At 70.6% G+C, this 25,615-nt stretch carries 18 protein-coding genes and 1 pseudogene; 11 read left to right on the top strand and 8 right to left on the bottom strand.

The features are described 5' to 3' along the window. Window positions 1–42: 42 nt before the first annotated feature. The 3 genes from IOD14_RS08660 to IOD14_RS08650 all read right to left on the bottom strand — a co-directional run bounded on the left by IOD14_RS08660 (window position 43) and on the right by IOD14_RS08650 (window position 3,078). Window positions 43–705: a DUF4241 domain-containing protein gene (locus IOD14_RS08660; protein ID WP_123991825.1), complete on the bottom strand. Its 663-nt coding sequence runs from the start codon at window positions 703–705 to the stop codon at window positions 43–45. 119 nt (window positions 706–824) lie between these two features. Next, entirely contained in the window at window positions 825–2,309 is a 1,485-nt protein-coding gene (gltX, locus tag IOD14_RS08655; protein ID WP_123991824.1) for a glutamate--tRNA ligase, read from the bottom strand. Continuing rightward, complete coding sequence (locus tag IOD14_RS08650; protein WP_123991823.1) at window positions 2,293–3,078, bottom strand: fumarylacetoacetate hydrolase family protein; 786 nt, start codon at window positions 3,076–3,078, stop codon at window positions 2,293–2,295. Before IOD14_RS08650 ends, gltX begins: the two co-directional genes overlap by 17 nt. Before the next feature lie 307 nt (window positions 3,079–3,385). Between IOD14_RS08650 and IOD14_RS08645 the strand changes: the two genes are divergently transcribed. Beyond that, complete coding sequence (locus IOD14_RS08645; protein WP_249125870.1) at window positions 3,386–3,793, top strand: peptidase inhibitor family I36 protein; 408 nt, start codon at window positions 3,386–3,388, stop codon at window positions 3,791–3,793. 109 nt (window positions 3,794–3,902) lie between these two features. Next, window positions 3,903–4,853: a hypothetical protein gene (locus IOD14_RS08640; protein WP_249125869.1), complete on the top strand. Its 951-nt coding sequence runs from the start codon at window positions 3,903–3,905 to the stop codon at window positions 4,851–4,853. A gap of 52 nt (window positions 4,854–4,905) precedes the next feature. On the opposite strand, the gene IOD14_RS08635 is transcribed toward IOD14_RS08640, so the two are convergent. Beyond that, window positions 4,906–5,091, bottom strand: a complete 186-nt coding sequence (locus tag IOD14_RS08635) for a hypothetical protein (RefSeq protein ID WP_123991821.1) — start codon at window positions 5,089–5,091, stop codon at window positions 4,906–4,908. A 565-nt stretch (window positions 5,092–5,656) separates the two neighbouring features. Between IOD14_RS08635 and IOD14_RS08630 the strand changes: the two genes are divergently transcribed. The 8 genes from IOD14_RS08630 to IOD14_RS08595 all read left to right on the top strand — a co-directional run bounded on the left by IOD14_RS08630 (window position 5,657) and on the right by IOD14_RS08595 (window position 16,306). Continuing rightward, window positions 5,657–9,451 carry a nitrate- and nitrite sensing domain-containing protein gene (locus IOD14_RS08630; protein ID WP_123991820.1) on the top strand — a complete coding sequence of 1,265 codons (3,795 nt, stop codon included), beginning with the start codon at window positions 5,657–5,659 and terminating at the stop codon, window positions 9,449–9,451. 9 nt (window positions 9,452–9,460) lie between these two features. Further along, a complete protein-coding gene (locus IOD14_RS08625) occupies window positions 9,461–9,874 on the top strand; it encodes a roadblock/LC7 domain-containing protein (RefSeq protein WP_003993189.1) in 414 nt (137 codons plus the stop codon). Window positions 9,875–9,984: 110 nt separating this feature from the next. After that, window positions 9,985–10,383: a DUF742 domain-containing protein gene (locus IOD14_RS08620; protein ID WP_003973454.1), complete on the top strand. Its 399-nt coding sequence runs from the start codon at window positions 9,985–9,987 to the stop codon at window positions 10,381–10,383. After that, window positions 10,364–10,939: an ATP/GTP-binding protein gene (locus IOD14_RS08615; RefSeq protein ID WP_123991819.1), complete on the top strand. Its 576-nt coding sequence runs from the start codon at window positions 10,364–10,366 to the stop codon at window positions 10,937–10,939. The genes IOD14_RS08620 and IOD14_RS08615 overlap by 20 nt, the downstream gene beginning before the upstream one ends. Before the next feature lie 402 nt (window positions 10,940–11,341). Then, window positions 11,342–14,632 (top strand): nitrate- and nitrite sensing domain-containing protein, encoded by a 3,291-nt coding sequence (locus IOD14_RS08610; RefSeq protein WP_123991818.1) that lies wholly within the window; start codon window positions 11,342–11,344, stop codon window positions 14,630–14,632. Between the two features lie 10 nt (window positions 14,633–14,642). Further along, window positions 14,643–15,056, top strand: a complete 414-nt coding sequence (locus IOD14_RS08605; protein ID WP_004983065.1) for a roadblock/LC7 domain-containing protein — start codon at window positions 14,643–14,645, stop codon at window positions 15,054–15,056. 100 nt (window positions 15,057–15,156) lie between these two features. Further along, on the top strand, window positions 15,157–15,744 hold the full coding sequence (locus tag IOD14_RS08600) for a DUF742 domain-containing protein (protein WP_123991817.1): 588 nt from the start codon (window positions 15,157–15,159) through the stop codon (window positions 15,742–15,744). Further along, entirely contained in the window at window positions 15,725–16,306 is a 582-nt protein-coding gene (locus tag IOD14_RS08595; RefSeq protein WP_026248371.1) for an ATP/GTP-binding protein, read from the top strand. Before IOD14_RS08600 ends, IOD14_RS08595 begins: the two co-directional genes overlap by 20 nt. A 179-nt stretch (window positions 16,307–16,485) precedes the next feature. Here IOD14_RS08595 and IOD14_RS08590 read toward each other — a convergent pair whose 3' ends face one another. The 3 genes and pseudogenes from IOD14_RS08590 to IOD14_RS08580 form a co-directional block, all read right to left on the bottom strand. Beyond that, window positions 16,486–16,677 (bottom strand): acyl-CoA carboxylase subunit epsilon, encoded by a 192-nt coding sequence (locus IOD14_RS08590; RefSeq protein ID WP_020121024.1) that lies wholly within the window; start codon window positions 16,675–16,677, stop codon window positions 16,486–16,488. A 57-nt stretch (window positions 16,678–16,734) separates the two neighbouring features. After that, entirely contained in the window at window positions 16,735–18,330 is a 1,596-nt protein-coding gene (locus IOD14_RS08585; protein WP_123991816.1) for an acyl-CoA carboxylase subunit beta, read from the bottom strand. 151 nt (window positions 18,331–18,481) lie between these two features. Further along, window positions 18,482–20,804: pseudogene (locus IOD14_RS08580) on the bottom strand (polysaccharide lyase 8 family protein). A 134-nt stretch (window positions 20,805–20,938) separates the two neighbouring features. On the opposite strand from IOD14_RS08580, the gene IOD14_RS08575 reads away from it, so the two are divergent. Then, window positions 20,939–21,493, top strand: a complete 555-nt coding sequence (locus tag IOD14_RS08575) for a YceI family protein (protein WP_123991814.1) — start codon at window positions 20,939–20,941, stop codon at window positions 21,491–21,493. Window positions 21,494–21,508: 15 nt separating this feature from the next. Here IOD14_RS08575 and IOD14_RS08570 read toward each other — a convergent pair whose 3' ends face one another. Further along, window positions 21,509–25,372, bottom strand: coding sequence for a DNA-binding protein (locus tag IOD14_RS08570; RefSeq protein ID WP_212669990.1), 3,864 nt, complete (start codon window positions 25,370–25,372; stop codon window positions 21,509–21,511). Window positions 25,373–25,615 lie beyond the last annotated feature (243 nt).

Here is a 25,615-nt window from a genome sequence, read left to right as displayed (position 1 = left end):
TCGAAGAGGGTGTCGTCGGGGCGCGTTCGGAGGTCGGGGGCCTCAGGAGGGGTCGGGTGCGACGAAGAAGTCCGTGAGGAAGCAGGTGACCTCGCCGGACGCGGACCGTCCGATCCAGGTGGGGTAGAAGCCGTCGCCCCAGCCGGAGGTGGCGGCGACAAGGGTGTGGCCGGTGGAGGGGGAGGTGACCAGGTGCGGGCCCCCGGACCAGTCGCTGTCCTCGAAGGCGTCCCACAGCGGCCCCTCGTCCTCCTGCGCCTCCGGGAAGGCCTCCTCGGCCGCGGCGTCGTAGAAGCAGCCGGTCCCGGCGTCCACGCCGTAGCCGAAGAACTCGTCGTCCCCGAGCTCCGCGGGATCCTGGTCGGGGCGCAGCGCCAACTCCCAGGCGGCGGTGGGCTCGTCGCGGACGACCAGGCGGAGCGCGGCCACCCGCAGGTGGGGCTTGTCGGCCGGGGGTTCGTCGGGCCGGCCCAGGGTCGCGACGGCCGCCTCCACGCGGTAGCGGCCGGGCGGCACGGAGACCGTGAACGGCTCGATGTCCCCCGAGCCGAGGTAGACGAACGGATCGCAGGCGACGACCTGTCCGGTGGGCAGATCGAGCTCCCCGCCCTCGGCGACGTGGATCACACCGGTGGACCCGGACTCGTAGGAGAACGTGCTGCCCGGCGTGAACAACCAGGTGTAGTCGCGAGGGGACATCGGCATGACGGCGCCTTTCCGGATCTTGTGTGCGAGTGAGCCGGAACACTAGTGCGCACCACTGACACGCACGCGTGAGGGGCGGCGCCGGAAAGCCCGGTCGCCGCCCCTCACGCGCGTGTGCGTCAGGCCGCCAGCTTCTCCAGCGCCGCGTCGATGCGGGCCAGGGTCGTCTCCTTGCCCAGGACTTCGAGGGACTCGAAGAGGGGCAGGCCGACCGTGCGGCCGGTGACGGCCACCCGGACCGGGGCCTGGGCCTTGCCGAGCTTGAGGCCGTGGGTCTCGCCGGCGGCCAGGACGGCCTCCTTGAGGGACTCCGGCGAGGTCCAGTCCGCCGACTCCAGCTTCTCGCGGGCCGTGCGCAGCAGGGCGTCCGAGCCCTCCTTCATCGCCTTCGTCCAGGAGGGCTCGTCGAAGACCGGCTCCGGGAGGAACAGGAAGTCGACGTTGTCGGTGATCTCCGAGAGGACCTTCAGGCGGGTCTGGGCGTGCGGGGCGATCGCCTGCCACTTCGACTCGTCGAAGTCCTCCGGCGCCCAGGGCGCGAAGGGGGCCTTGAGCCACGGGGCGCAGCGCTCCGTGAAGTCCTTCACGTCCAGGAGCCGGATGTGGTCGGCGTTGATCGCCTCGCACTTCTTCAGGTCGAAGCGGGCCGGGTTGGGGTTCACGTCCGCGATGTCGAAGGCCGCGACCAGCTCGCCGGTGGTGAAGATGTCCTGGTCCGCCGAGAGCGACCAGCCCAGCAGGGACAGGTAGTTGAGCAGCCCCTCGGGGAGGAAGCCGCGCTCGCGGTAGAGGTTGAGCGAGGCCTGCGGGTCACGCTTGGAGAGCTTCTTGTTGCCCTCGCCCATGACGTACGGCAGGTGCCCGAACGCGGGCGTGTACTTCGCGACGCCCAGCTCGATCAGCGCCTTGTACAGGGCGATCTGGCGGGGGGTGGAGGAGAGCAGGTCCTCGCCGCGCAGGACGTGGGTGATCTCCATCAGGGCGTCGTCGACGGGGTTCACCAGCGTGTAGAGGGGCGCCCCGTTGGCCCGTACGATCCCGTAGTCCGGGACGTTCTCCGGGGTGAACGTCAGCTCGCCGCGGACCAGGTCCGTGAAGGTGATCGTCTCGTCGGGCATGCGGAAGCGGACGATCGGGGTGCGGTCCTGGGCCTTGTACTCCGCGATCTGCGCCTCGGTCAGGTCGCGGCAGTGACCGTCGTAGCCGGACGGCCTGCCGGCGGCGCGGGCGGCCTCTCGGCGGGTGTCCAGCTCCTCCTGGGAGCAGTAGCAGTGGTACGCGTGGCCGGCGTCCAGGAGCTTCTGCGCGACCTCCTTGTAGAGGTCCATGCGCTGCGACTGGCGGTACGGCGCGTGCGGGCCGCCGATCTCGGGGCCCTCGTCCCAGTCGAAGCCCAGCCAGCGCATCGAGTCCAGCAGCTGCTCGTAGGACTCCTCGGAGTCGCGGGCCGCGTCGGTGTCCTCGATGCGGAAGACGAGCGTGCCCTGGTGGTGCCGGGCGAACGCCCAGTTGAACAGGGCGGTGCGGACCAGGCCCACATGGGGGTTACCCGTGGGCGAGGGGCAGAAACGTACGCGGACGGGTGCGCTAGCCACGCTTGACAACCTTGTTGGTGAGAGTGCCGATGCCTTCGATGGTGACGGCGACCTCGTCGCCGACGGTGAGCGGCCCGACGCCTGCCGGGGTGCCCGTGAGGATCACGTCGCCGGGGAGCAGCGTCATGGCCTCGGAGATGTTGACGATCAGATCCTCGATCGGGTGGATCATCTCGCTGGTGCGGCCGAGCTGGCGTTGTTCGCCGTTCACGGTGAGCTGGATCGTCAGGTCGGAGGCCGTCTCCAGGTCCAGGCCGGTCTCCACCCAGGGGCCCAGCGGACAGGAGGTGTCGAAGCCCTTGGCCCGGGCCCACTGCTTCTCGCGCTTCTGGACGTCACGGGCGGTGACGTCGTTCGCGCAGGTGTAGCCGAAGATCACGTCCTTGACGCGCTCGCGCGGGACCTCGCGGCACATCCGGCCGATGACGACGGCCAGTTCGGCCTCGTGGTGGACGTCCGCGGAGAAGGACGGGTACTGGATGTCGTCGCCGGGACCGATCACCGAGGTGGAGGGCTTGAAGAAGGCGAACGGGACGTCCGGGACCTCGTTGCCCAGTTCCTTCGCGTGGTCGGCGTAGTTGCGGCCGTACGCCACGACCTTGTTGGGGAGCACCGGGGGCAGCAGCCGCACCTTGCTCAGCGGGACCTTCGTACCGGAGAGCTGGAAGTCCGCGAACGGGATGCCCTTGATGATGTCGAGGACGAGTTCGTCCGGCTTGTCGCCCTCGACCGCGCCGAAGGCGACGTTCCCGTCGATGGAGAATCTGGCGATGCGCACGGGATCCTGGCGCCCCTCACTGAGAACTGTGCGTGCGTGGGCCGGCTGGTGGGTGCGACAGCCGACTCTGGACGCTCCAGGCTAACCGGTACCGGCTCTTGATCATCGGGCGACGGGGCCTGCGCCGGTGCCGCGCGCCCGTCGCATCCCGGCCACCCCACCGGTCGCACCCCGGCCAACCCACTGGCTGGAAACCGCTTGTCGTGATCCCTTCATCCTCTTTAGGGTGATCTTCGCGAATGCCGCTCAGGCATTTCACAAACGAGGGGATCCCATGAAGTCGAAGCGCAAGGTTCTTTCTCTCGCAATGGCAGTTCCCGCTGCGGCCGTAGCGGTCCTCGGTGTGGCCCCGACGGCGCACGCGGAGGCCAGAGAGGGCTGTCCCACCTGGGCGAGGGACTGCGCAGTCTTCTACTACAACAGCAACCTTTCCGGGTCGCACACCGCTTTCACGGACGACGGCGTCTCCAACCTCGCGGGTTACACGTACCTGTCCTCCGGAAGCGGTAAGGGACAGGCCGTGAAGAACAACGCGGCATCGTTCTGGAACGCGAGCGTCGACCACATCGCCACGGTCTTCTTCAGCAGCAATTACGGCGGCGCCTGCGACACGTTCGCCCCCCTGGCGGACACCAACAAGCTCGCCAAGACGTACAACGAGAACGCCTCTTTCGATTTCAACCGGAACGGCACGAACTGCTACAAGTGGAACTGACCCGCCACCTGTAGGAGAAGAGCAGAGGACCCCGCGCGGGGCGATGAGCCCTGCGCGGGGATCCGCTGTTTGCGAGCGAGCGACATCCGGACTCGAGACCTCTGGACCCATGAGACGTTTGGCGACCCCCGTCCTGCCCCTCCTGCCCTTCCTGCCCGTCCTGCTGCTGGTCGGCTGCACCTCGCACGAGCCCTCGGCCCAGAGCTCCCCGGCCGCCTTGACCTCCTCCTCCGCGGCCCCCTCCTCCGCGGCACCGGAAGCAAGCCCGAGCCCTTCGCCGCCCGGTCAGGACAGCTACACCTTCCGGCTGCCGATCGCCGTGTACAGCTACAGCGACGCCGATTACGAGCTGATCCGGTCGGCCGAGCAGATCCTGGCCCGTGACTGCATGAAGGACTTCGGCCTCACCTACCGGCCCACGAAGAACGCGGCTCCGGCGATCGCGCCGGATCGCCGGTACGGGATAACGGACACGGACAGCGCGGCACGCTACGGATACCGGATGCCGCCGCAGCCGGCCGCGCCGGAAGCGAAACTCACGAAGGACCAGATCAAGGTCCTGTACGGAAGGACATCCCCCGCGGCCGATTCGACGAAGAACGCGGAGCTGCAGTACCGGGGAAAGAGAATTCCGGATCAGGGCTGCCTCGGGTCGGCGATCCTGGGCTTCCGCAAGCCGTACGAGGACAATTCCGGAGCCGAGGCGGCGAGCCGTATCTCGACGGACAGCTTCGCGAATTCCCAGAAGGTGCCCGAGGTGCGGGCGGTCTTCGAGAAATGGTCCTCCTGCATGCAGCAGAAGGGCTATGACTACAGCTCACCGATGCAGGCCCTGGAGACGCCTTCCTTCCTTCGGGGAAAGGTGTCGGCGCAGGAGAAGAAGACGGCGGTGGCCGACGTCTCGTGCAAAAAGGCGACCGGTCTTCTGAAGATCTGGTTCGACGCCGAGTCCTCGATCCAGAAGGAGATGATCAAGACGGAGACCAAGGCGCTGAACAAGCTGGGCGAGCTGCATCGGAAGAAGCTGAGCGCCGCCCGACGGATCATCGCCGGCGCATGATACGAAGAAGGCTCCCCGGTGGCCGGGGAGCCTCGTCGAGCGCCGTGCGGGACTACTGCGCGGCCGCGGAGACCGGGATCTCCATCAGAACCGTCCGCCGCGGGTTCGCGGTCTGGGCGGGGAGGTCGAGCGGGTGCTCCGGCCGCTCCGGGATCTGCAGTGCGTCGGCGCCCTCGAGGTGCGCCAGCGTCGTGCGCCGCGGGTTGGCAATGTTGCGGAACATCATCGTCGTCTTCACGGTTGTACTCGACCTCGGATGTGGTGGGTTGGGCAGATACGGCCTTCTTGTAAAGCGTCAGGCTAAACACGCCATTCCCTTCGGAAGTCACGAGGCCTCAAGATCGGCGTGTGAGTTTGCTCACTGAGCTACGGTCAAACCGGACAATTGCGAGCCGCAACTCACCCCAACGAAACGGACATTGACTCCCTGAAGCCATCATTCCGCTCCTGATCATGGCGACTGGGACACCCACCCCCGCGGGGAGACTCGCGGGCCTTTGTCCGAAATCACCAGAAACGCTTCCCACACCCGGTGACCTGACCCTCACGTGGTGTCACGTAGGTCACGGTCTGACCCACGGACCTTGTTGGAGATCCTGCACTGTGCTGCAATTCCACGGACCGCCGCGGGATCGAACCGGCGCACAGGGGGCGCTCAGAAGCGCCGAGCGGCGGTGAGAAGGGGGAGCCAGCGCCGGTCAATCACGAACACCCGGGGTGCGTATTCAGGGCGCTCCCCACAACGCCGACACCGTGCTCCGCCGTCCTGCGGAGGAGCGCCTGGTCCAGAGGTTGCGACGCTAGTGCAGGGACGTTTCAAGAGGGATGGCAGCGCTTCGGCCGAGCCGGAGCAGCACGGCGGGACTGGCCCCAATGTCGGCAGTTCCTCCCCGCAGCACGCCCAGAACCAGGGCCCGGCCGCCGACGGCGGTTCCGGCCCCGGCCGCCTCGGCACGTCGGCGTCCTCGGGCCCGGCGGCCCCGGCCCCACCGACGGTGAAGCCCCCGAAGGGCCCGAACGGCCCGGGATCGCGGATGGCCCTGCGCAACTGGCGCATCTCCACGCGCCTGGTGTCGCTGCTCGCCCTCCCCGTGGTGGCGGCCACCTCGCTGGGCGCGCTGCGTATCAACGACTCCATGGACGACATCCAGCAGCTCGACAACATGAAGCTGCTGACGGAGATGACCAAGCAGGCCACCGAGCTGGCCGCAGCCCTCCAGGAGGAGCGCGACCAGTCGGCGGGTCCGCTGGCGCACAACTCCACGGCGAGCAACATCACGGTCAAGGGCTACCGGGACAAGACGGACCGGGCCGCGACCAACTTCGTCAACGCCGCCGAGGACATCGACACCTCCAGCAAGGACGGCAACCTCCAGGGCGTCCGCGACAGCCTCGTCGGCCTCGTCCGCGACCTGGACACGCTCAGCAAGATCCGCAGCGACGCCTACGAGACCAAGGGCAACGCCACCCAGACGGTGGAGTCGTACCACCGGCTGATCACCCACCTGCTGGACCTCTCCCAGGACATGGCGGAGGCCACCAGCAACCCGGACATGATCCAGCGCACGCGTGCCCTGGCGGCCTTCTCCTCCGCCAAGGAATACGCCTCCGTCCAGCGCGCGATCCTCGCCGCGGCCCTGCCGGCCAACAACAAGACCCTCGGCAACCTCACCGAGAACGACCGGCTGTACGCCCAGGGCGCCCTGGAGAGCGAGGAGTCCGACCTCAACAGCTTCCGGAGCATCTACGGCGACGACGGCGCCGAGGAACTCCTCAAGCCCATCGAGGACGGCAACTCCACGATCGAGGCCTCCGAGCAGTACGCCGGCCGTGCCTTCGGCCGCCCGGAGGGCCTCGCCGACCTGGACCGGCGCTCCTACAAGGACTGGGTCGACGACAGCTCGACCAAGATCCAGCAGATGGGCAACATCGAGCACACCCTGCTCGAGGACATGGAGCAGAAGGCCCGCGAGCTGCGCAGCGCCACCGAGCGCGACGCGATCATCGCCGGTGCGCTGATCCTGCTCGTCCTCGGTGTCTCCCTGGTCGGCGCCTTCGTCGTCGCCCGGTCCATGATCCGCTCGCTGCGCCGCCTGCAGGAGACCGCCACCAAGGTCGCCCAGGACCGGCTGCCCGAGCTGGTCAAGCAGCTCTCCGAGTCCGACCCGCAGGACGTCGACACGTCCGTGGAGTCGGTCGGTGTGCACTCCCGGGACGAGATCGGCCGGGTGGCCGCGGCCTTCGACGACGTGCACCGCGAGGCGGTCCGCCTCGCCGCCGAGCAGGCCCTGCTGCGGGGCAACGTCAACGCGATGTTCACCAACCTCTCGCGCCGCTCCCAGGGCCTCATCCAGCGTCAGCTCTCGCTCATCTCCGAACTGGAGTCCCGCGAGGCCGACCCGGACCAGCTGTCCTCGCTGTTCAAGCTCGACCACCTCGCGACCCGCATGCGCCGTAACGGTGAGAACCTCCTCGTCCTCGCGGGTGAGGAGCCCGGCCGCCGCTGGACCCGTCCGGTCCCGCTGGTCGACGTGCTCCGCGCCGCCGCGTCCGAGGTGGAGCAGTACGAGCGCATCGAGCTGGCCGCCGTGCCGACCACCGAAGTGGCCGGCCGTGTGGTCAACGACCTCGTGCACCTGCTCGCAGAGCTGCTCGAGAACGCGACCTCCTTCTCCTCGCCGCAGACCAAGGTCAAGGTCACCGGTCACGCGCTGCCCGACGGCCGTGTGCTGATCGAGATCCACGACACCGGTATCGGCCTCTCCCCCGAGGACCTCGCGGCGATCAACGAGCGGCTCGCCTCGCCGCCCACCGTGGACGTCTCCGTCTCCCGCCGCATGGGTCTGTTCGTGGTCGGCCGACTGTCGCAGCGCCACGGCATCCGCATCCAGCTGCGCCCGTCCGACTCCGGTGGCACGACCGCGCTGGTCATGCTGCCGGTGGATGTGGCCCAGGGCGGCAAGAAGCCCCAGCCGAAGCCCGGTCAGGGCGCTCCCGCCGCTCCGGCCGCCGCGCAGGCCGCCGCCGGTGTGGCCGCGGCCCGTCGTGGCGGCGGCAACGGCCAGGGCGGCGGCGCGCTCGGTGCCGGTGCCCCCTCGGGTGGCCGGCTCAACGCCGGTCAGGGACCGCGGGCCGCACTGCCCGGCAGCGGTGAGGGCGGTCGTCCCGGTGCGCCGGGCGGCTCGCGCGGACCGCAGGGTCCCGGTATGCCCCCGCAGGGCCGGCCCGCTCCGGCGGGCGCCGGCTTCGGCGGCCAGGCCCCGGGTGCCCCGCAGGGCCTCCAGGCCGCGGGCACCGGTGGGCCGGGCCAGGACGCCTTCAACGGTCAGGACGCCTTCGGCGGCCAGAACTCGTTCGGCGGAGGCCAGGACGCCTTCGGTTCCCGGGGCCCCGTACCCCCGCAGTCGCAGGCCCCGAAGGGCGGCCAGGCCCCCGAGCAGGGCCGGCGCCGTCGGCCGCAGCTGCCGGGCCGCGGTGGTCCGCGGGCCGAGCTGCCGGGCGGCAACCAGCAGCCCCGCACCCCGAGCTGGAGCGACGAGAACGCGCAGCCGCCGGTGCCGCGCGCCTCGCTCGACGTCCCGCGCGGCCACGACGAGCAGGACCCGGCCGCCACGTCCCGCATGCCGCGGATCGAGGAGCACCAGGGTCCGGCGAGCACCTCCGAGTTCCCCCGTCCGGACTTCGACGTCCCGCAGAACACCGGCCAGTTCCCGAGGCCGGGTGCGAACGGTCCGCAGAACACCGGTCAGTTCCCGCGTCCGGGTGCGCAGAGCCCCCAGGACACGGGCGAGTTCCCCCGCCCCGGCGCGAACGACCCGTACGTCCGCTCGGACGTCTTCGGCACCCCGCCCGGGCAGAACGGCGCCTCGCAGACCGGACAGTTCGCGACTCCGCAGGCGTACGACAACGGCTCGACGGGCCAGTTCGCGATGCCGGGTTACGACAGCGGCTCCACCGGGCAGCACTCGCTCCCGGGTCGCCAGGACCCCGCGAACACGGGCCAGTTCGAGCGCCCCCAGACCAACGGCGCCGACTTCGGTGCCCCGCGGCCGCCCATGCCGCCGCGGCCCCAGCAGCGGCCGGTCCGCCAGGAGCCGGAGGCGTTGCCGCCCGCGGGTCCCGGAGACGGCCGTACGCCGCTGTACGACACGTTGGAGACCAACTGGTTCCACGGCAGCCAGCAGCAGGGACAGGGGCAGCCGGCCAACGGCAGCGGCTCCTCCCCGGCGCAGGCTCCGCGGCCGCAGGCTCCGGCGGCCCCACAGAGTTCCGCGGCCGCTCCGCAACGGCCCACGGCCTCCGCGGCCTGGCGCAGTTCGCCGAACGACGACCTCGTCCGGCAGGCGGAGCGCGTCCGGCAGCCGGCCGCGGGCGGTGTCACCACCTCCGGTCTGCCGCGCCGGGTGCCCAGGGCGAACCTCGTCCCGGGCACGGCACAGCAACAACAGCACCAAAGCGGTCCGGCTGTCTCGCGTGCGCCTGACGACGTGCGCGGTCGCCTGACCAATCTCCGTCGGGGTATCGCGCAAGGTCGTCAGGTCGGCGGCAACGGCCAGACGGGCAGCTTCCCGAACCCCACTCACCAGCAGGAGCGTTAGTTGAGCCCGATGAGCCAGGCGGCACAGAATCTGAACTGGTTGATCACCAACTTCGTGGACAACACCCCTGGGGTGTCCCACACCGTCGTCGTGTCCGCCGACGGCCTTCTGCTGGCGATGTCCGAGGGTTTCCCGCGCGACCGTGCCGACCAGCTGGCGGCCGTCGCGTCCGGACTCACCTCGCTGACGGCGGGCGCCTCTCGGATCTTCGAGGGCGGCAGCGTGGCACAGACCGTGGTGGAGATGGAGCGGGGGTTCCTCTTCCTCATGTCCGTCTCGGACGGTTCCTCGCTCGCGGTCCTCGCGCACCCGGAATGCGACATCGGCCTCGTCGGCTACGAGATGGCACTGCTCGTCGATCGCGCGGGCGCCGTGCTCACGCCCGATCTGCGAGCCGAGCTGCAAGGCAGTCTGCTCCACTGACCGAACCGGATCCACCCGTCTCACCAAACCACCGTCCGGCCGCCACAATCCCCCCACCGGCCTCACCAGACGGCTAGCCAGACCGACTTGCTGTCCCGCCCGGAGGATTCATGACCCCGCCCACCGCCTCTCATGATCCGTACGCGGAGCCGTACGAGGATGAGGGCGACCAGCCGCTGGTACGTCCGTACGCGATGACCGGCGGCCGGACCCGGCCGCGCTACCAGCTCGCCATCGAGGCCCTGATCAGCACCACGGCCGACCCGGCGGCGCTCATGGGGCTCCTCCCCGAGCACCAGCGCATCTGCCACCTGTGCCGTGAGGTGAAGTCGGTCGCCGAGGTCTCGGCGCTGCTCGCCATGCCGCTCGGTGTGGCTCGGATCCTCGTCGCGGACCTCGCCGAGGCCGGCCTGGTGGCCATCCACCAGCCGGGCGGCGACGAGAACAACGGCGGCGCTCCCGATGTGACGCTGCTCGAAAGGGTGCTCAGTGGACTTCGCAAGCTCTGACGCGGGGCGGACCACCACCTCCGCGAAGATCGTGGTGGCGGGTGGCTTCGGCGTGGGCAAGACCACGTTCGTCGGCGCGGTCTCCGAGATCAACCCGCTGCGCACGGAGGCCGTGATGACGTCCGCGAGCGCGGGCATCGACGACCTCACCCACACCGGGGACAAGACGACCACCACGGTCGCCATGGACTTCGGCCGCATCACGCTCGACCAGGACCTGATCCTGTACCTCTTCGGTACGCCGGGCCAGGACCGCTTCTGGTTCATGTGGGACGACCTGGTCCGCGGCGCCATCGGCGCGGTGGTCCTCGTCGACACCCGCCGGCTCGCCGACTGCTTCCCCGCGGTCGACTACTTCGAGAACAGCGGTCTGCCGTTCGTCGTGGCCCTGAACGGCTTCGACGGGCACCAGCCGTACGCTCCCGAGGAGGTGCGCGAGGCCCTGCAGATCGGGCCGGACGCGCCGATCATCACGACGGACGCCCGGCACCGGTCGGACGCCAAGAGTGCCCTGATCACGCTGGTCGAGCATGCCCTGATGGCGCGGCTGCGGTAACGCTCCGAAGGCATGTCGTCCAGCACTCAAATCAACAGCGCCATACGGCAGTTGTCGTAGTTGTCCCGGAGCCGGCTGTGGTCTTAGACACGGTCGGCCCCGGTGTTCATAACGTTTCGGCAGAGGAATCGGGTGGTACGGCCACGCGTGGTTGCCAACCGGTCTCGCTGCGCTCACAACGGCCCCGTCTTTTGACGGGGCTCGTTCTTTATGACCGTTTTATCTGGGGCTTACATCACTCGGAATCCGTGCGTACCACTGTTTGGAGGTGCGCAGGCCGTCGTGCTGGAATGCCTGAACTGCCCAATAGTCAAAGACGTACTCACTAGTCGATGACGTACTGGGCTCTGAGAGACTGCGGCACAACGTAGGTGCCGACCCCTCCGAGAGGTTGTTGGTCGAGTGAGGCGAAGCAAGAACGGTCCCGAGCCGTCGGCCCGGGGCAACTTCACCCCGCCGCCGCGCGGAGCGGCGCCCGCCCCTGTGTCCGGTCCGGAGCCGACGGCAGCCCCGCCGTCCGGCGGTGGCCGGTTCTCCCCGCGCAACTGGCGGGTGCCCACCCGGCTGAACGCGATCCTGCTCATACCCGTGATCGTCGGCCTCGTCATGGGCGGCTTCCAGGTCAAGAGCTCGATCGACACCTGGCGCGAGGCCGAGGACGCGGAGAACACCGCCCGCCTCGTGCGTGCCTCCCTGAGCTACGCCGACGCCCTCTACAACGAGCGCGACAGCACCGCCGCCCCGCTGCTGAGCGGTCAGGGCCAGGACAACGCCACGGTCGTCGCCGCCCGCAAGAAGACCGACCAGGCCGCCGACGCCTTCGACGAGGCCGCCCAGAACATGCCGCAGAAGGCGGGCCTCGAGCGCCGCCTGAAGCTGTTCCGGGACGGCGAGGGAGCGCTCCAGACGCTGCGCGCGGGCGCCTACACCTCCTCCAAGCTCACCGGTGTGAAGACCGAGGAGGGCTACACCCAGGTCGCCCACCCGCTGACGGAGTTCGCCAACGAGCTGGGCCTCGGCACCGGAAACATCACCAGCTACGGCCGTACGGTCTACGCCATCGAGCTCACCAAGGCGGCCCTGTCGCTGCAGCGCTCCATCGGCATGCACCTGCTGATCAAGCCCGGCCCGGGACTGAGCAGCTTCGCCAGCCAGAAGGTCGCCCTGTCCTCGTACGCGTACCTGGAGGGCATCGCCGTCGAGGAGTACGTCGGCGGTGGCACCGAGGCCGACGCGGCCAAGCTGGACACGGCGAAGAAGCAGATCCAGACGGAGGGCGCGGCGCTCGCCAAGGAGGCCGCCGCCAAGAACCCGAACTACGTCCCGCCGCCGGCCAACCCCGTGGACATGGTCTCCAGCCTGGCCCAGCTGCCGTCGATGGACGAGAGCGCCCGTGAGTCGCTCGCCAAGGACGGCATCACGGCGGAGAACTGGTGGGCGGTCAACACCCTCAAGTACAACGCCTACCGCCAGATCGAGACCGACCTGGCCGACACCGCGGTGAACGAGGCCGCGAGCATCGCCGACGAGGCCAAGCGCGACGCGTTCATCGTGGGTGCCGCCGTCGTGGTCGCCCTGCTCCTCGCGTTCATCCTGGCCGGCGCGGTCGCCCGCCAGATGTCCCGCTCGATGCGCCAGCTGCGCAACGCCGCCTTCGGCATCGCCGAGCAGCGCCTGCCGATGCTGGTCGACCAGCTCTCGCGCACCGACCCCGGCCGGGTCGACACCCGGGTCGCGCCGATCCCGATCAACACCAAGGACGAGATCGGCGAGGTCGCACGCGCCTTCGACCAGGTCCACCGCGAGGCCGTACGACTCGCCTCCGAGCAGGCCCTGCTGCGGGGCAACATCAACGCGATCTTCACCAACCTGTCCCGGCGCAACCAGTCGCTGATCGAGGGCCAGCTGACCCTGATCACCGACCTGGAGAACAACGAGGCCGACCCGGACCAGCTGGAGAACCTCTTCCGTCTGGACCACCTCGCGACCCGTATGCGCCGCAACGGCGAGAACCTCCTGGTCCTCGCCGGCGAGGAGCCCGGCCGCCGCTGGGACCAGCCGGTCCCGCTGGTCGACGTGCTGCGCGCCGCCTCCTCCGAGGTGGAGCAGTACGAGCGCATCGAGCTGTCCGGCGTCCCGGAGGCCGAGATCCACGGCCGCGCGGTCACCGACCTCGTGCACCTGCTCGCCGAGCTGCTGGAGAACGCGACCACGTTCTCCTCGCCGCAGACCAAGGTCCGCGTCACCGCGACCCGTCTCCCCGACGGCCGCATCATGATCGAGATCCACGACAAGGGCATCGGCCTGACCGCCGAGGACTTCGCGGACATCAACCACAAGCTGGCCAACCCGCCGACCGTGGACGCCGCGATCTCCCAGCGCATGGGCCTGTTCGTGGTCGGCCGGCTGTCCGACCGGCACGGCATCCGCGTCCAGCTGCGCCCCTCGGGCGAGCAGGCCGGCACGACCTCGCTGGTCATGCTGCCCGACGCGATCACCCACGGTGGTGGCGGCGAGCAGCAGCCGGCCAGCGACGAGTTCACCGTCTCGCAGATCATGCCGGAGCAGCAGCAGTACCAGGGCGAGGACTTCAACAACGGTCTGCCCATGCGTACGGCCGCGGAACTCGGCTTCGACGACAGCCGCTACTCCGAGGTCCCGGACGACATACGCGAGCTGGACCCGGTCGGCCGCTCCCTGATGCGCGAGGAGCGCCGCGCGGCCCTGGAGTCGCAGGGCCAGGACCAGCCGCCCGCGCTGCAGGGTCCTGAGGCGTCGTACGGGGACGGGTTCGACACGTCCCACGGCGCCCAGCAGACCGGCTACGACAACAGCCGCAACGGCTACCCGGAGCAGCAGCCCGCCTCCTACGACCAGCAGACGTCGTACGAGGAGCCTCAGCAGGCGCCGTACGAGGAGCAGCGGCAGACGTCGTACGAGGAGCCGAAGCGCCCGTCGTACGAGGAGCCGTACTTCGCCCAGAACGGCGGCCTGCCGCAGAGCGACACGTTCTCGACGGGCGCCGGCTACCCGGAGCCCTCCTATGCGGAGCCGGTCCAGGAGGAGCCCGCCGCGGTGCACGCGGCCGCCCCGGAGACCTACTCGGGCTTCGAGGAGCGCCGCTACCAGGATGACTGGCCGCAGTCGGACGGTTACCGCAACGGCTACCCGGACCAGTACGCTCCGGAAGCGGAATCTGCGCAGGCCGCTGACGTGAGTGAGCGTGACCGCGTAGGCTTCGAACGTCCGGGGCCGGCCCCCGCCACCGTGGGTCACGAGCTGACCGACGCCGGGCTCCCCCGCCGTGGCTCCACCGGGAGCGGCGCGAACGGCTCGAACGGCACGCGGCACGCGAACCAGGAGCCGCCGGCCTCAGCGCCGGAGAGCAACGGCGGCGGCGACATCTGGCGTTCGGCCAACGACGCGCGGTGGCAGCAGGCCTCCCAGCTCCGGAAGCCCAAGGCGGGCGGGGTCACCTCCTCCGGTCTGCCGCGGCGGGTGCCCAAGGCCAACCTGGTCGAGGGAGCCGCCGAATCCACTCCCCAGGGAGGCCCTTCGGTCTCCCGCGCTCCGGAGGACGTCCGGGGCAGGCTGAGCAACCTGCGCCGCGGTGTCCAGCGGGGCCGCAGCGCAGGCAGTGAAACGAACGGTCAGGGCTTCGGTTCTGACAGCACCTACAACCAGGAGCGTTAGTGTGAGCCCGATGAGCCAGGCGGCGCAGAACCTGAACTGGTTGATCACCAACTTCGTGGACAACACCCCGGGGGTGTCCCACACGGTGGTGGTCTCCGCCGACGGACTCCTTCTGGCGATGTCCGAAGGCTTTCCGCGCGACCGTGCCGACCAGCTTGCGGCTGTCGCCTCCGGTCTGACCTCGCTGACCGCCGGTGCCTCGCGCATCTTCGAGGGCGGCAGCGTGAACCAGACCGTTGTGGAGATGGAGCGGGGATTCCTGTTCATCATGTCCATCTCCGACGGTTCCTCGCTCGCGGTTCTCGCACACCCGGAGGCGGACATCGGTCTCATCGGGTACGAGATGGCTCTTCTGGTGGACCGTGCCGGTACGGTCCTGACGCCCGATCTGCGTGCCGAGCTCCAGGGCAGCCTGCTCAACTGACAGACAGACGGTGCGTTTTGGCGTCCCGGGGCCGTAAGGTTTCGGGACGCGGCTCCACACAGCGTGATGGGTGCCCGGCACAGTCGGAGGAGGAGAGAAAGTGGCAACACCCCCAGGTGGTTCATCTGGCAATTGGTCGTACGGTCCTGGCCAGGGCCAGAACGACGGTTCCCAGAACCCGAACCGCTACAACTTCCCCTCCGCACCGAGCCAGCGGCGTCAGCAGCCGTACGCGCCCCAGGGCCCCCAGGGCCCCGGTCCGTCGCCGTACGACCAGCCGCCGGCCCCGCGCATCCAGCCCGTGCAGCCGCATCGACGCTCTGAGCCGGCGCCCGCAGGGTCGTCGAACAACCCCTTGGTGCGTCCGTACGCCATGACCGGCGGCCGCACCCGCCCCCGCTACCAGCTCGCCATCGAGGCGCTGGTGCACACCACCGCGCAGCCGCACCAGATGCAGGGCCAGTTGCCCGAGCATCAGCGGATCTGCAACCTGTGCCGGGAAATCAAGTCGGTGGCGGAAATCTCCGCGCTCCTGACGATCCCTCTCGGCGTGGCCAGGATCCTCGTCGCCGACTTGGCGGAGGCGGGCCTGGTCGCCATCCATCAGCCCGGCGGCGACGAGAACGCCGGCGGCCAGCCAGACGTGACACTGCTCGAAAGGGTGCTCAGTGGACTTCGCAAGCTCTAGCGGCGGTCCTTCCCGCTCCACCACCTCGGCGAAGATCGTGGTGGCGGGTGGCTTCGGCGTGGGCAAGACCACGTTCGTCGGGGCCGTTTCGGAGATCAACCCGCTGCGCACAGAGGCCGTGATGACGTCCGCGTCGGCCGGCATCGACGACCTCACCCACACCGGGGACAAGACGACCACCACGGTCGCCATGGACTTCGGCCGCATCACCCTGGACCAGGACCTGATCCTGTACCTCTTCGGTACGCCGGGCCAGGACCGCTTCTGGTTCATGTGGGACGACCTGGTCCGCGGCGCCATCGGCGCGATCGTCCTCGTGGACACCCGCCGTCTCGCCGACTGCTTCCCCGCGGTCGACTACTTCGAGAACTCGGGTCTCCCCTTCGTGATCGCCCTGAACGGGTTCGACGGCAACCAGCCGTACAACCCGGACGAGGTCCGGGAAGCCCTTCAGATCGGCCCGGACACTCCGATCATCACGACGGACGCCCGGCACCGGGCCGATGCGAAGTCGGCGCTCATCACGCTCGTGGAGCACGCGCTGATGGCTCGTCTGCGGTAAGTGGGTCTCTGTTGCGGCTACTGGGCTGCCTCGGACGGTTGAGTGCCGTCTGCGGCAGCCCAGTGGCTTGTCGCGCAGTTCCCCGCGCCCCCGAAGGGGCGCGGGGAACTGGGCGAGCAAACGACAACGGCCCCGCTCTCCCCACAAGGGGAAGAGCGGGGCCGTTCAAGCAGCGCAGCTCAGTGCCAGCTGTGCGGGGCGCGGAAGCCGCCCTCGCGCTCCAGGCGGCGCCAGCCGGCCTTGGGGCGGCCTCGGTGGGCCGGGGTCTCGGAGGGCTGGGCTGCGGCGCGAGCCAGGAGGATCGCCGTGATGGCGGCGACTTCCTCGGGCTCGGCGTGGCCCTTCTCGACGCGGATGTCAGGGGTGCTCATAGGTCACAGTCTCCGTGAGAGAGGTTTCCGCGAGGGTGTCGCGGAGGGTCCGCCGGGTTACTGCGGAGGGTTGCCGTGCTTGCGGGAGGGCAGGTCGGCGTGCTTCGACTGGAGCATCGCGAGGGACCTGATCAGGACCTCGCGGGTCTCCGCCGGGTCGATCACGTCGTCCACCAGGCCACGCTCCGCCGCGTAGTACGGGTGCATGAGCTCGGACTTGTACTCCTTGACCATGCGGGCCCGCATGGCCTCGGGGTCCTCGGCCTCGGCGATCTGGCGCCGGAAGATGACGTTGGCGGCACCTTCGGCACCCATCACCGCGATCTCGTTCGTCGGCCAGGCGTAGGTGAGGTCCGCGCCGATGGACTGGCTGTCCATGACGATGTAGGCACCGCCGTAGGCCTTGCGCAGGATCAGGGAGATCCTCGGCACCGTGGCGTTGCAGTACGCGTACAGCAGCTTGGCGCCGTGGCGGATGATGCCGCCGTGCTCCTGGTCGACGCCCGGAAGGAACCCGGGGACGTCCAGGAAGGTGACGATCGGAATGTTGAAAGCGTCACACATCTGGACAAAGCGCGCAGCTTTTTCCGATGCCTCGATGTCCAGGACCCCGGCGAGCGTGGAGGGCTGGTTGGCCACGATGCCGACGACCTGGCCGTCCAGCCGGGCCAGCGCGCAGATGATGTTGCGGGCCCAGCGCTCGTGGACCTCGAGGTAGTCGCCGTCGTCGACGATCTCCTCGATGACCTTGGCCATGTCGTACGGCCGGTTGCCGTCCGCCGGCACCAGGTCGAGCAGTGTGTCGCCGCGCCGGTCCGCCGCGTCCGAGGACTCCACGCGCGGCGGGTTCTCCCGGTTGTTCTGCGGGAGCATCGACAGCAGGTAGCGCACCTCGGCGAGGCACGTCTCCTCGTCGTCGTAGGCGAAGTGGCAGACACCGGAGGTCTCGGCGTGCACGTCCGCGCCGCCGAGGCCGTTCTGGGTGATCTCCTCGCCGGTCACCGCCTTGACCACGTCCGGTCCGGTGATGAACATCTGGGACGTCTCGCGGACCATGAAGACGAAGTCGGTCAGGGCGGGCGAGTAGGCCGCGCCGCCGGCGCAGGGGCCGAGCATGACCGAGATCTGCGGGATGACGCCCGAGGCCCTGGTGTTGCGCTGGAAGATGCCGCCGTAGCCGGCGAGGGCGCTGACGCCCTCCTGGATGCGGGCGCCGGCGCCGTCGTTCAGCGACACCAGGGGCGCCCCGGCCGCGATGGCCATGTCCATGATCTTGTGGATCTTCGTGGCGTGGGCCTCGCCCAGCGCGCCGCCGAAGATGCGGAAGTCGTGGGCGTAGACGAAGACCGTGCGGCCCTCCACCGTGCCCCAGCCGGTGATGACACCGTCGGTGTACGGCTTCTTGGCCTCCAGGCCGAACCCGGTCGCCCGGTGCCGGCGCAGCTGCTCGACCTCCTGGAAGGAACCCGCGTCGAGGAGCAGCTCGATGCGCTCCCGTGCGGTCAGCTTGCCCTTGGCGTGCTGCGCCTCGGTCGCCTTCTCGCTGGGGCCGGCCAGGGCCGCCGCACGGATTCCGTGCAGTTCGGCCACCCGCCCGCGCGCGTCCGTCGGCTCGCCCGTCGACTCACCCGGCGCCTCATCCAAAACGGTCATGTAGCGACCTTACGAAGCCCCGCGGGGAAAGCGAGCCGTCGACTCCTCACAGTCTCCGGCCCGTTTTCCTGGTGCGACCGAACAGAACCCTGGAGGCATGCAGGCGTTCCGACTGCTCAGAGGGCCTGCCGCTTGTAGGGGTCGAACAAAGTCAGGGCGTGAGAGCCACCTCACATCCGTGCGTGGCGCATGCCGTCCCCGGAGTGACGCGCAGATGCAGCAGACGGCCTGTGGCGCGTACCTCGACCGTGTCGTCGGCGCGTACGACCGAGCGCACGGGGCGGTTGAGGACGATCTCCAGCGGTTCGCCCGAACGGGTTGGTTCGGCCACGCAGAGCGTAGCGGTACGACCCCTGCGGCGGACCAGCACGCTCGCCCCCGCCGACGCGGTGAGCGGACCCGCCGTGCCGGCCCGCCAGAAGTTCGCCAGGGTCAGGCCCGGGCTGCCGACCCGGACCGCCTGGCACGCGCTGTCGTTGGCGAGGACCGACAGCCAGTGGCGGTCGGCGGCCCGGGCGTCGACGGCACGGCGGGAGGCTCCGGGCATCAGGACATAGGCGTACGAGGCGTCCACCGGGTCGGTGCCGTGGTCGAGCCAGAGGGTCTGCCAGCGCCGGGTGCGCCGCTCGGTCGTACCGGAGGTGTTGATGTCGGACCAGGCGCCGGTGCGGTCCTCGCGCAGGGTGTGCAGCCCGCCGGGGACGAGCCAGCCTCCGTGTCCCTCCAGATGCGCCCAGCCCGGCCCCCGTACGAAGGCCTGCGTACCGCCCTCCCCCAGGTTGCGGTTGTCGACGACCGTCTCGACCGGGACGCCGTCGGCGCAGGTGATGCCCGCGCCGAGGCAGATCACCGCGTCGTCGACGCAGAACCACGACTTGCGGGCCTGCAGTGTCGACCCGAGCCCCTTGAGGTGCTGGCCGATCGCCGCGTACTCGCCGTCGGTCGTGCCGCCGACCCAGCGGACGTCCGGCTTGGGCTCGCCCCACTCGCCGCCGGCCCGGTCGGGGAGGCGGCGGGTGGAGACGGTCGTCCCGGGGAGGCGGTACCAGTCGACGGTGGGCCAGTACCAGTCGGTGTACTGGCCCGAGTCGGCGGCCCACCAGGAGAGCATTCCGGCGCCGGTGTGCCAGCCGCGCGGGTTCTCGCCGTTGCCGCATTCGTAGGCGGCGATGCGGTCGCTCGCCATGGCGATGTTCGCGACGAATCCGGGGCGGCGGTGGACGGCTCTGTCCATGGCGGCGAAGAGCCTGTGCCCGACGGGTTCGGGGGCGGCTGGGACGGGCGAGGCGGCCACCGCGTGCAGCCGGGCCAGGTCGGCCACCGAGAACTGGGGGGCGGTCAGGATCGGGGTGACGGTGTCACGCTCGATCCAGCCCTTCACCAGGCCGTGCCAGCGGGACCGCTCCTGTTCGCTCGCCCCGCCCGCGAGCAGCGCGACGGCGGCGATGATGCCCTGGCCGTGGAAGTGGTCGCTGCGCATCACCCGGCGGTCGTCGCTCCTGAGGAGACCGCGGCTGATGGCACGGCCGTTGACGCTGTCCATCACCAGCCCGTCGTGGATCAGCGGGGCGTAGGCGTGCTCGACGCTGTCGAGGACGTTCTGCCGCTGCGGGTCGGTCACCTCCCACTCGGAGCCCGCGAGGAGGGCGAAGAGGCGGCCGAGTCCGTCGAGCATGACCTGGCCGTAGGTCCCGGAGTACGCGACCCAGGTGTGCTGGACGAAGGAGCCGTCGGCGTGGAGGCCGTCGCCCTTCGTGACGTACGGGAGGACCGGCGAGAGGGCGTCGCGGGCCAGGGCGATGCGGTCGGGGGCCCTGCCGAGGATGCCGCGCAGGGCGACGGAGCGGCACAGGTCGACCCGGTTGGCGCCGGTGGAGGTGCCGGAGTAGTCGGTGAGCATCGCGTCGGGGATGAAGTGGTCGACGGCGGCGCAGGCCGCCGTGACGCGGTCCGGGCCGAGGTGGTCGTGGAGGGCGGCCGTGATGTCCATGAGGAGGCGGGGGCTGCCGATCTGCCACTCCCACCAGTTGCCGTACCGGGTGGTCCCGGGGTGGTAGACGGTCGCGGAGAGGTGGTCGAGGCCGCGCAGGATGTCCGCGAGGAGCGTCTCGTCGCCGGTCGAGCCGGTGCCCCGCTGCACGTGGGCCTGGGTCATGGTCCACAGGCGGCTGTAGCTCTGGGTGATGCCGGCCGGGGGGTCGTAGGGATGGCCGGGCCACAGGGAGGTGGGGGTCGGGGCCATGGTGGCGCGAAAGCCTGGCGAGTTCGCCGGTCTCGGCGAGGCGGGAGGCGTACGGCTCCGAGGCCGGGTCGTATCCGGTGCCCAGGGCGATGTCGAGCCAGCGTCGGCGGAGGGTGTCGTAGGGGTCGGCTGCGGCGGCGCGGACCGGCGGGGCGGCGGTGGCCAGGAGCGCCGCCGCGAGTAAGACGGCTCTGCGGGTGGGTCGCACGGGAGCTCTGCGCTGCGGGTTCATACGGGGGCATGTACCACCGTGGGGCGATCCCGCCAACACTTCGCGGATGATGTTGAAACCCGTAGGGAATAGGTCTACGGTCGTTCGCGTTGAGTGGTTCAAGATTCAACATCCTCACTTCAAGGAGCTTTCTCATGACGAACACCGACCTGACCGCACTGACCGGCGACTACACCATCGACGCGGCCCACTCCACGATCGGCTTCACCGTCCGGCACGCCATGGTCACCAACGTCAAGGGCAAGTTCGACGACTTCAGCGGCTCGCTGCACCTCGACGGCAGCGACCCCTCCGCGTCGTCGGCCTCCATCGACGTCAAGATGGACAGCATCGACACCGGGTCGGCGGACCGTGACGGGCACCTCAAGAGCGCGGACTTCTTCAAGATCGAGGAGTTCCCGACCATGACCTTCCGCTCCACCAAGGCGGAGGCGCTCGGCGACGAGGACTACCGGATCACCGGCGACCTGACGATCCTCGGCACCACCAGGCCGCTCAGCATCGACCTCGAGTTCAACGGCGCCGCGAAGGACCCCTTCGGCAACGAGCGCGTGGGCTTCGAGGGCAAGGCGGAGATCAAGCGCTCCGAGTGGGGCCTGACCTGGAACGCGGCCCTGGAGACCGGCGGCGTCCTCATCTCCGACAAGATCAAGCTGAGCTTCGACATCTCCGCGATCAAGAACGCCTGACCCCGTCGCCGCGAATCAGCAGGTGCGCCGGTACGGAAGGTCCGGGAGGTACGTCCGCCAGACGGACTCGGACAGACCGGAGCCGGCGCGCTCGCATACCTCGCTGATCAGACGGCCCGGATCCAGGTCGTACGGCACGACGGGGATGTCGGTCCCGGCGGCGTGGAGCGTGCCGTCGGCGCCGAACGCGAGGGCGCGTATCTCGTCGCCCGCGGTGGGCAGGGTGGTCCCCAGGAGCCGTTGGGACGCCAGGTCCCACAGCTGCAGACTGCCGGCCGAGCCGGCGACGGCGAGCGTACGTCCGTCGGGCGAGTAGGCGAGCGCGGTCACCGCGCCGGTGGCGTCCGTCGTCGGATCGGACGTGGTGCCGTCCAGCACGCCGAGACGCGCTCGCGCGGCCCCGTCCCAGAGCGTGACCCGGCCGAGGACGTCGCCCACCGCCAGCCGGGTGCCGTCGGGTGCGAAGGCCGCGGTCGTGATCAGGTCCTCGCCGAGCACACGCGGCTCCATGCGTCCGGCCCGCAGGTCGGCGACCAGGCCCTCCTGGGTCACCAGGCGGGCCCCGTCGGACCGGACGTCGAGGCCCACCCCCTGCGAGCTCCAGGTGACGACACCGTCGGGACGCACACTGCGGACCGTCCTGACCCGCTTCTCCCGCCGCACGTCCCACACCTCTACGGCGGGCCGTTCCATGGACCGGTACACCAGCAGGGTGCGGGCGTGGGTGTCGAGGGCGAGGCCGTCGACCGCGAGGGACCCGTCGGGCTCGGCGTCGACGGCCACGGTGGCGTGGACGCGACGAGTCCTGAGGTCCCACACGGTGATCCGGGTCGGGTCCGGTGCCGTCCTCTCCTCCGGGTCGTGCGGTGCGCCGCCGGTCGCCAGGTACCTGCCGTCGCCGCTGAGCGCCATGAGTTCGGTGCAGGACTCCGTCCCGGGACACGACTGCGCCGACGGCTCGAAGACCACCCGCCCCCGCCGGGTGTCCAGCACCTGCACACGCCGCTTGCCGCCCGTCTCCACGGAACGGGCCAGGACGCGGCCGTCGTCGGAGAGTTCCGCGCGGTACGCCGGGGGCCCCTGCGGGCGGGCCGTCGCGGCGGCGCCGAGGGCCAGTGAGCGGACGACGGTCCCGGAGCCCCCGAGATAGCGCACCACGCCCGCTCGTCGGTCGTGGGCGACGTCCTCCCATTCGTCCGCGACGATCCGCCGGCTCAGCACGGGCACCTGCGGGTGGGCCGCCCGCCACACCACGAGCCGATGTGGTCCGGTGCCCACGAGAAAGGTGCCGTCCCCGCCCGGCCACACCTGGGTCAGCCCGTCGGCCTTGAACGACGGTGTCCGGCGCCCGGTGCGCAGGTCCCACCCGTGGATCCCGTCACCGGTGACGACGGTGAGCGTGCGGCTGTCCGGGGTGAACTCCAGAGCGTGGTCGCGGCAGTCGGCGGGCCGTGCCTTCGCCGTCCAGGGCGCCGGCGCCTCCCGTCGGCGCGCGAGATCCCACAGCTCCACTCGCCGGCCGCCCGTGCACAGGGCCAGCCACCGGCCGTCGGGGCTGGCGGCGACGCCTTCCGCGCCGCCGTCCGGTTCGGGGATCCGCAAAGTCTCGCGCCCGCTGCGGGGGTCCCAGGCGTGTACGCCGCCGTCGTCCCAGTCGACGGCGGCGAGAGTCCGCCCGGTGAAGGCGAACGGGGTCTGCATCGCGTCCACGCCGGGCAGCGTCCTCGCGACCCGCCCGGTCTGCACGTCCCACAGCTCGATCCGGTCCTGCGCCAGCAGGGCGAGCGTGCGGCCGTCCGGGCCGACGGCGGCCGGAACACCGTCCATCAGCTTTCCGGGGCCCGGCGCGGACAGCGTGAGCCGGTGCGTGCGCAGGTCCCGGATCCGGACCCGGTCCGCGGTGACGGACACCACGGACCTGCCGTCCGCCGTGAGCCGGTTCACGTCGTTGCCGGAGCCGTCGAAACCGGCGTCCGCGCCCGGCACCGCGAAGACGTCCTCGTCCCGCTGGGCCATCGCCCCGATCAGCGTCGAGCGGGTCTCCGTGGTGTCGGCCAGCCGCGCCGCGGCCACGCTGAGCCGCATCGCCGTGCGCGGGTCGGAGAACCGCATGCCGTCGGCGACGGCGGCGACGCGGCGGGCCTCGGCCTCCACCTGGCGGCGGTCGCTGGTGCGGCTCTGCTGCCAGGCGACGGCGCCGGCGACGAGGGCGAGCACGAGGAGCGTGGCGAGGGCACCGACGAGCCCGCGGCGCCTGCGGCGCTCGCCCCGCCGGGCGGCACCGCTCGCCGTCAGGAACGCCCGCTCCGACGGGGTGAGCGAGGCTCCGGCCAGCTGCTCCTCCGCCGTGGCCAGCCGAGTGCCGCGGTACAGGGCGCCCGGGTCACGGCCGAGGTCGTCCCAGGTGCGAGCGGCCTCGGTCAACCGCCGGTGCACCCGCAGCTGTTCGCGCTCCTGCTCGATCCAGCCCGACAGCCGGGGCCAGGCGGTGATCAGCGCCTCGTGGGCGAGGTCGACGGTGCCGTGGTCGAGCGTCACGAGCCGGGCCCGCGCGAGGCGGTCCAGGACGAGGGAGACGTCGGGGGCGGGGGGTGTGGTGGTCCGTGGGGCGACGGCGTCGGAGGGCGCGCCGTCGCCTTCCGAACCCACCGCACCAGGCGTCGCCCCGTCTCCGCCCGCCGAACCCAGCGCACCAGGGCCGGCCCCGTCCCCACCCCACGGACCCGTGAAGTCCAGTTCGGCGCGGTCGACGGGACGGCGGGTGTCCTGGGAGCCCTCGCCGGGGGTGATGAGGCGGAGAAGGACCAGTCGGGCGAGTTCCGCGTGTTCGGGGGAGAGGTCGGCCCACACCTCCTCGGCGCTCTGGGCGATGGCCCCGTGGACCCCGCCCGCGGCCTCGTACGCCTCCTCGGTGAGCGCCCGGCCGCGGCGGCGGCGCCAGGTCTCGCGCAGGACGTGCGACAGCAGCGGCAGACCGCCGGGTTCGTCGGCGATCTCCTCGACCAGGCGGGCGGTCAGGGCCCGTTCGACGATGTGTCCGGCGCTCTGGGCGGGTTTGACGATCACTTCGCGCAGCTCGGCCGGGTCCATGGGGCCGACCAGCAGGCCGGACTCCCCCAACGCGTCCGCCAGGCCACGGTGTTCGGCGCAGCGGCCGTAGAAGTCCGCCCGGACAGCGATGACGACCCGCAGCCCGCTCTCCTCCTGCCGGGCGGCGAGCAGGAGGTCGAGGAAGGCGCGGCGATCGTCCGGGTCCCGGCAGAGGGTGAAGACCTCCTCGAACTGGTCGACGACGACCAGGGTGTCTCCCTTCCCCGCAGGGCGCAGGGCACCGGCGTGGGTGCGGGCCGGGTGCGCGCCCGGGGTGAGGACGCGGATCGCGGCCAGCTCGCGCTCGGCGCGCAGGGCAGGGATCAGTCCGGCCCGCAGGAGCGAGGACTTGCCGCTGCCGGAGGGGCCGAAGACGGCGGTGAAACGCCGGTCGCGGACCAGCTGCCGCAGCGCCGTGACCAGTCGCTCGCGGCCGAAGTACCGGTCGTGGTCGTCCGGTTCGAAACGAGCGAGGCCCTGGTAGGGCGGCTCCGTGTCGTCGTCCTCGCCGGCGGCCGCCTCGCGGACCTCGCGCTCGGCCTCCTTCCAGCGGCGCTCCCACTCCCCCGCGTCGCCACCGCAGGCCGTGACGTAGGCCAGGGTCACCTGGAGCGAGGGCAGTTGTTCGCCGGCCGCGGCCTGGGAGAGCGCGGTCACGGAGAAGTGGGCCCGGCGGGCGAGTTCGCGGTACGTGGGGCCGCCGGCCTCCTGGCGGAGCTTGCGCAGTGCGAAGGCGAACCTCGGCACCGGTCCCGCGGCCGGATCGACCGGGGTCTCCCGACGGCCCATGCGCGCTCGTCTCCCCCGTGTCCGCCCACGCCCCCGCGACGTCGACGCCTGTTCGCCGCCGCCACCCTAAGGAACCCTCCGGGCCCCTCGCAAGGTTCCGCAGCGCCCGCGACCAGGCACTTTGTTTTGTTCACAGTGGCGTGCGGTGGCTGCTTAACAATCCGCGGGCCGCTGAACTCGTGGTCACGGGCCTCGTACAGGGGCCGTACCGCAGCCGTGCGGTCCCTGCGCACAGAGGCCACG

The organism is Streptomyces sp. A2-16 (genome assembly GCF_018128905.1).
In the GTDB taxonomy this organism is placed as follows: Bacteria; Actinomycetota; Actinomycetes; order Streptomycetales; family Streptomycetaceae; genus Streptomyces.
This window is presented reverse-complemented; position numbering and strand designations above follow the sequence as displayed.

Excerpts from the sequence above, each read along its gene's own strand:
- IOD14_RS08645 (WP_249125870.1), top strand. The coding sequence starts at position 3,386 with ATGGCAGTTCCCGCTGCGGCCGTAGCGGTCCTCGGTGTGGCCCCGACG.
- IOD14_RS08625 (WP_003993189.1), top strand. The coding sequence starts at position 9,461 with ATGAGCCAGGCGGCACAGAATCTGAACTGGTTGATCACCAACTTCGTG.
- IOD14_RS08620 (WP_003973454.1), top strand. The coding sequence starts at position 9,985 with ATGACCCCGCCCACCGCCTCTCATGATCCGTACGCGGAGCCGTACGAG.
- IOD14_RS08585 (WP_123991816.1), bottom strand. The coding sequence starts at position 18,330 with ATGACCGTTTTGGATGAGGCGCCGGGTGAGTCGACGGGCGAGCCGACG.
- IOD14_RS08605 (WP_004983065.1), top strand. The coding sequence starts at position 14,643 with ATGAGCCAGGCGGCGCAGAACCTGAACTGGTTGATCACCAACTTCGTG.
- IOD14_RS08570 (WP_212669990.1), bottom strand. The coding sequence starts at position 25,372 with ATGGGCCGTCGGGAGACCCCGGTCGATCCGGCCGCGGGACCGGTGCCG.
- IOD14_RS08575 (WP_123991814.1), top strand. The coding sequence starts at position 20,939 with ATGACGAACACCGACCTGACCGCACTGACCGGCGACTACACCATCGAC.
- IOD14_RS08640 (WP_249125869.1), top strand. The coding sequence starts at position 3,903 with ATGAGACGTTTGGCGACCCCCGTCCTGCCCCTCCTGCCCTTCCTGCCC.
- IOD14_RS08660 (WP_123991825.1), bottom strand. The coding sequence starts at position 705 with ATGCCGATGTCCCCTCGCGACTACACCTGGTTGTTCACGCCGGGCAGC.
- IOD14_RS08590 (WP_020121024.1), bottom strand. The coding sequence starts at position 16,677 with ATGAGCACCCCTGACATCCGCGTCGAGAAGGGCCACGCCGAGCCCGAG.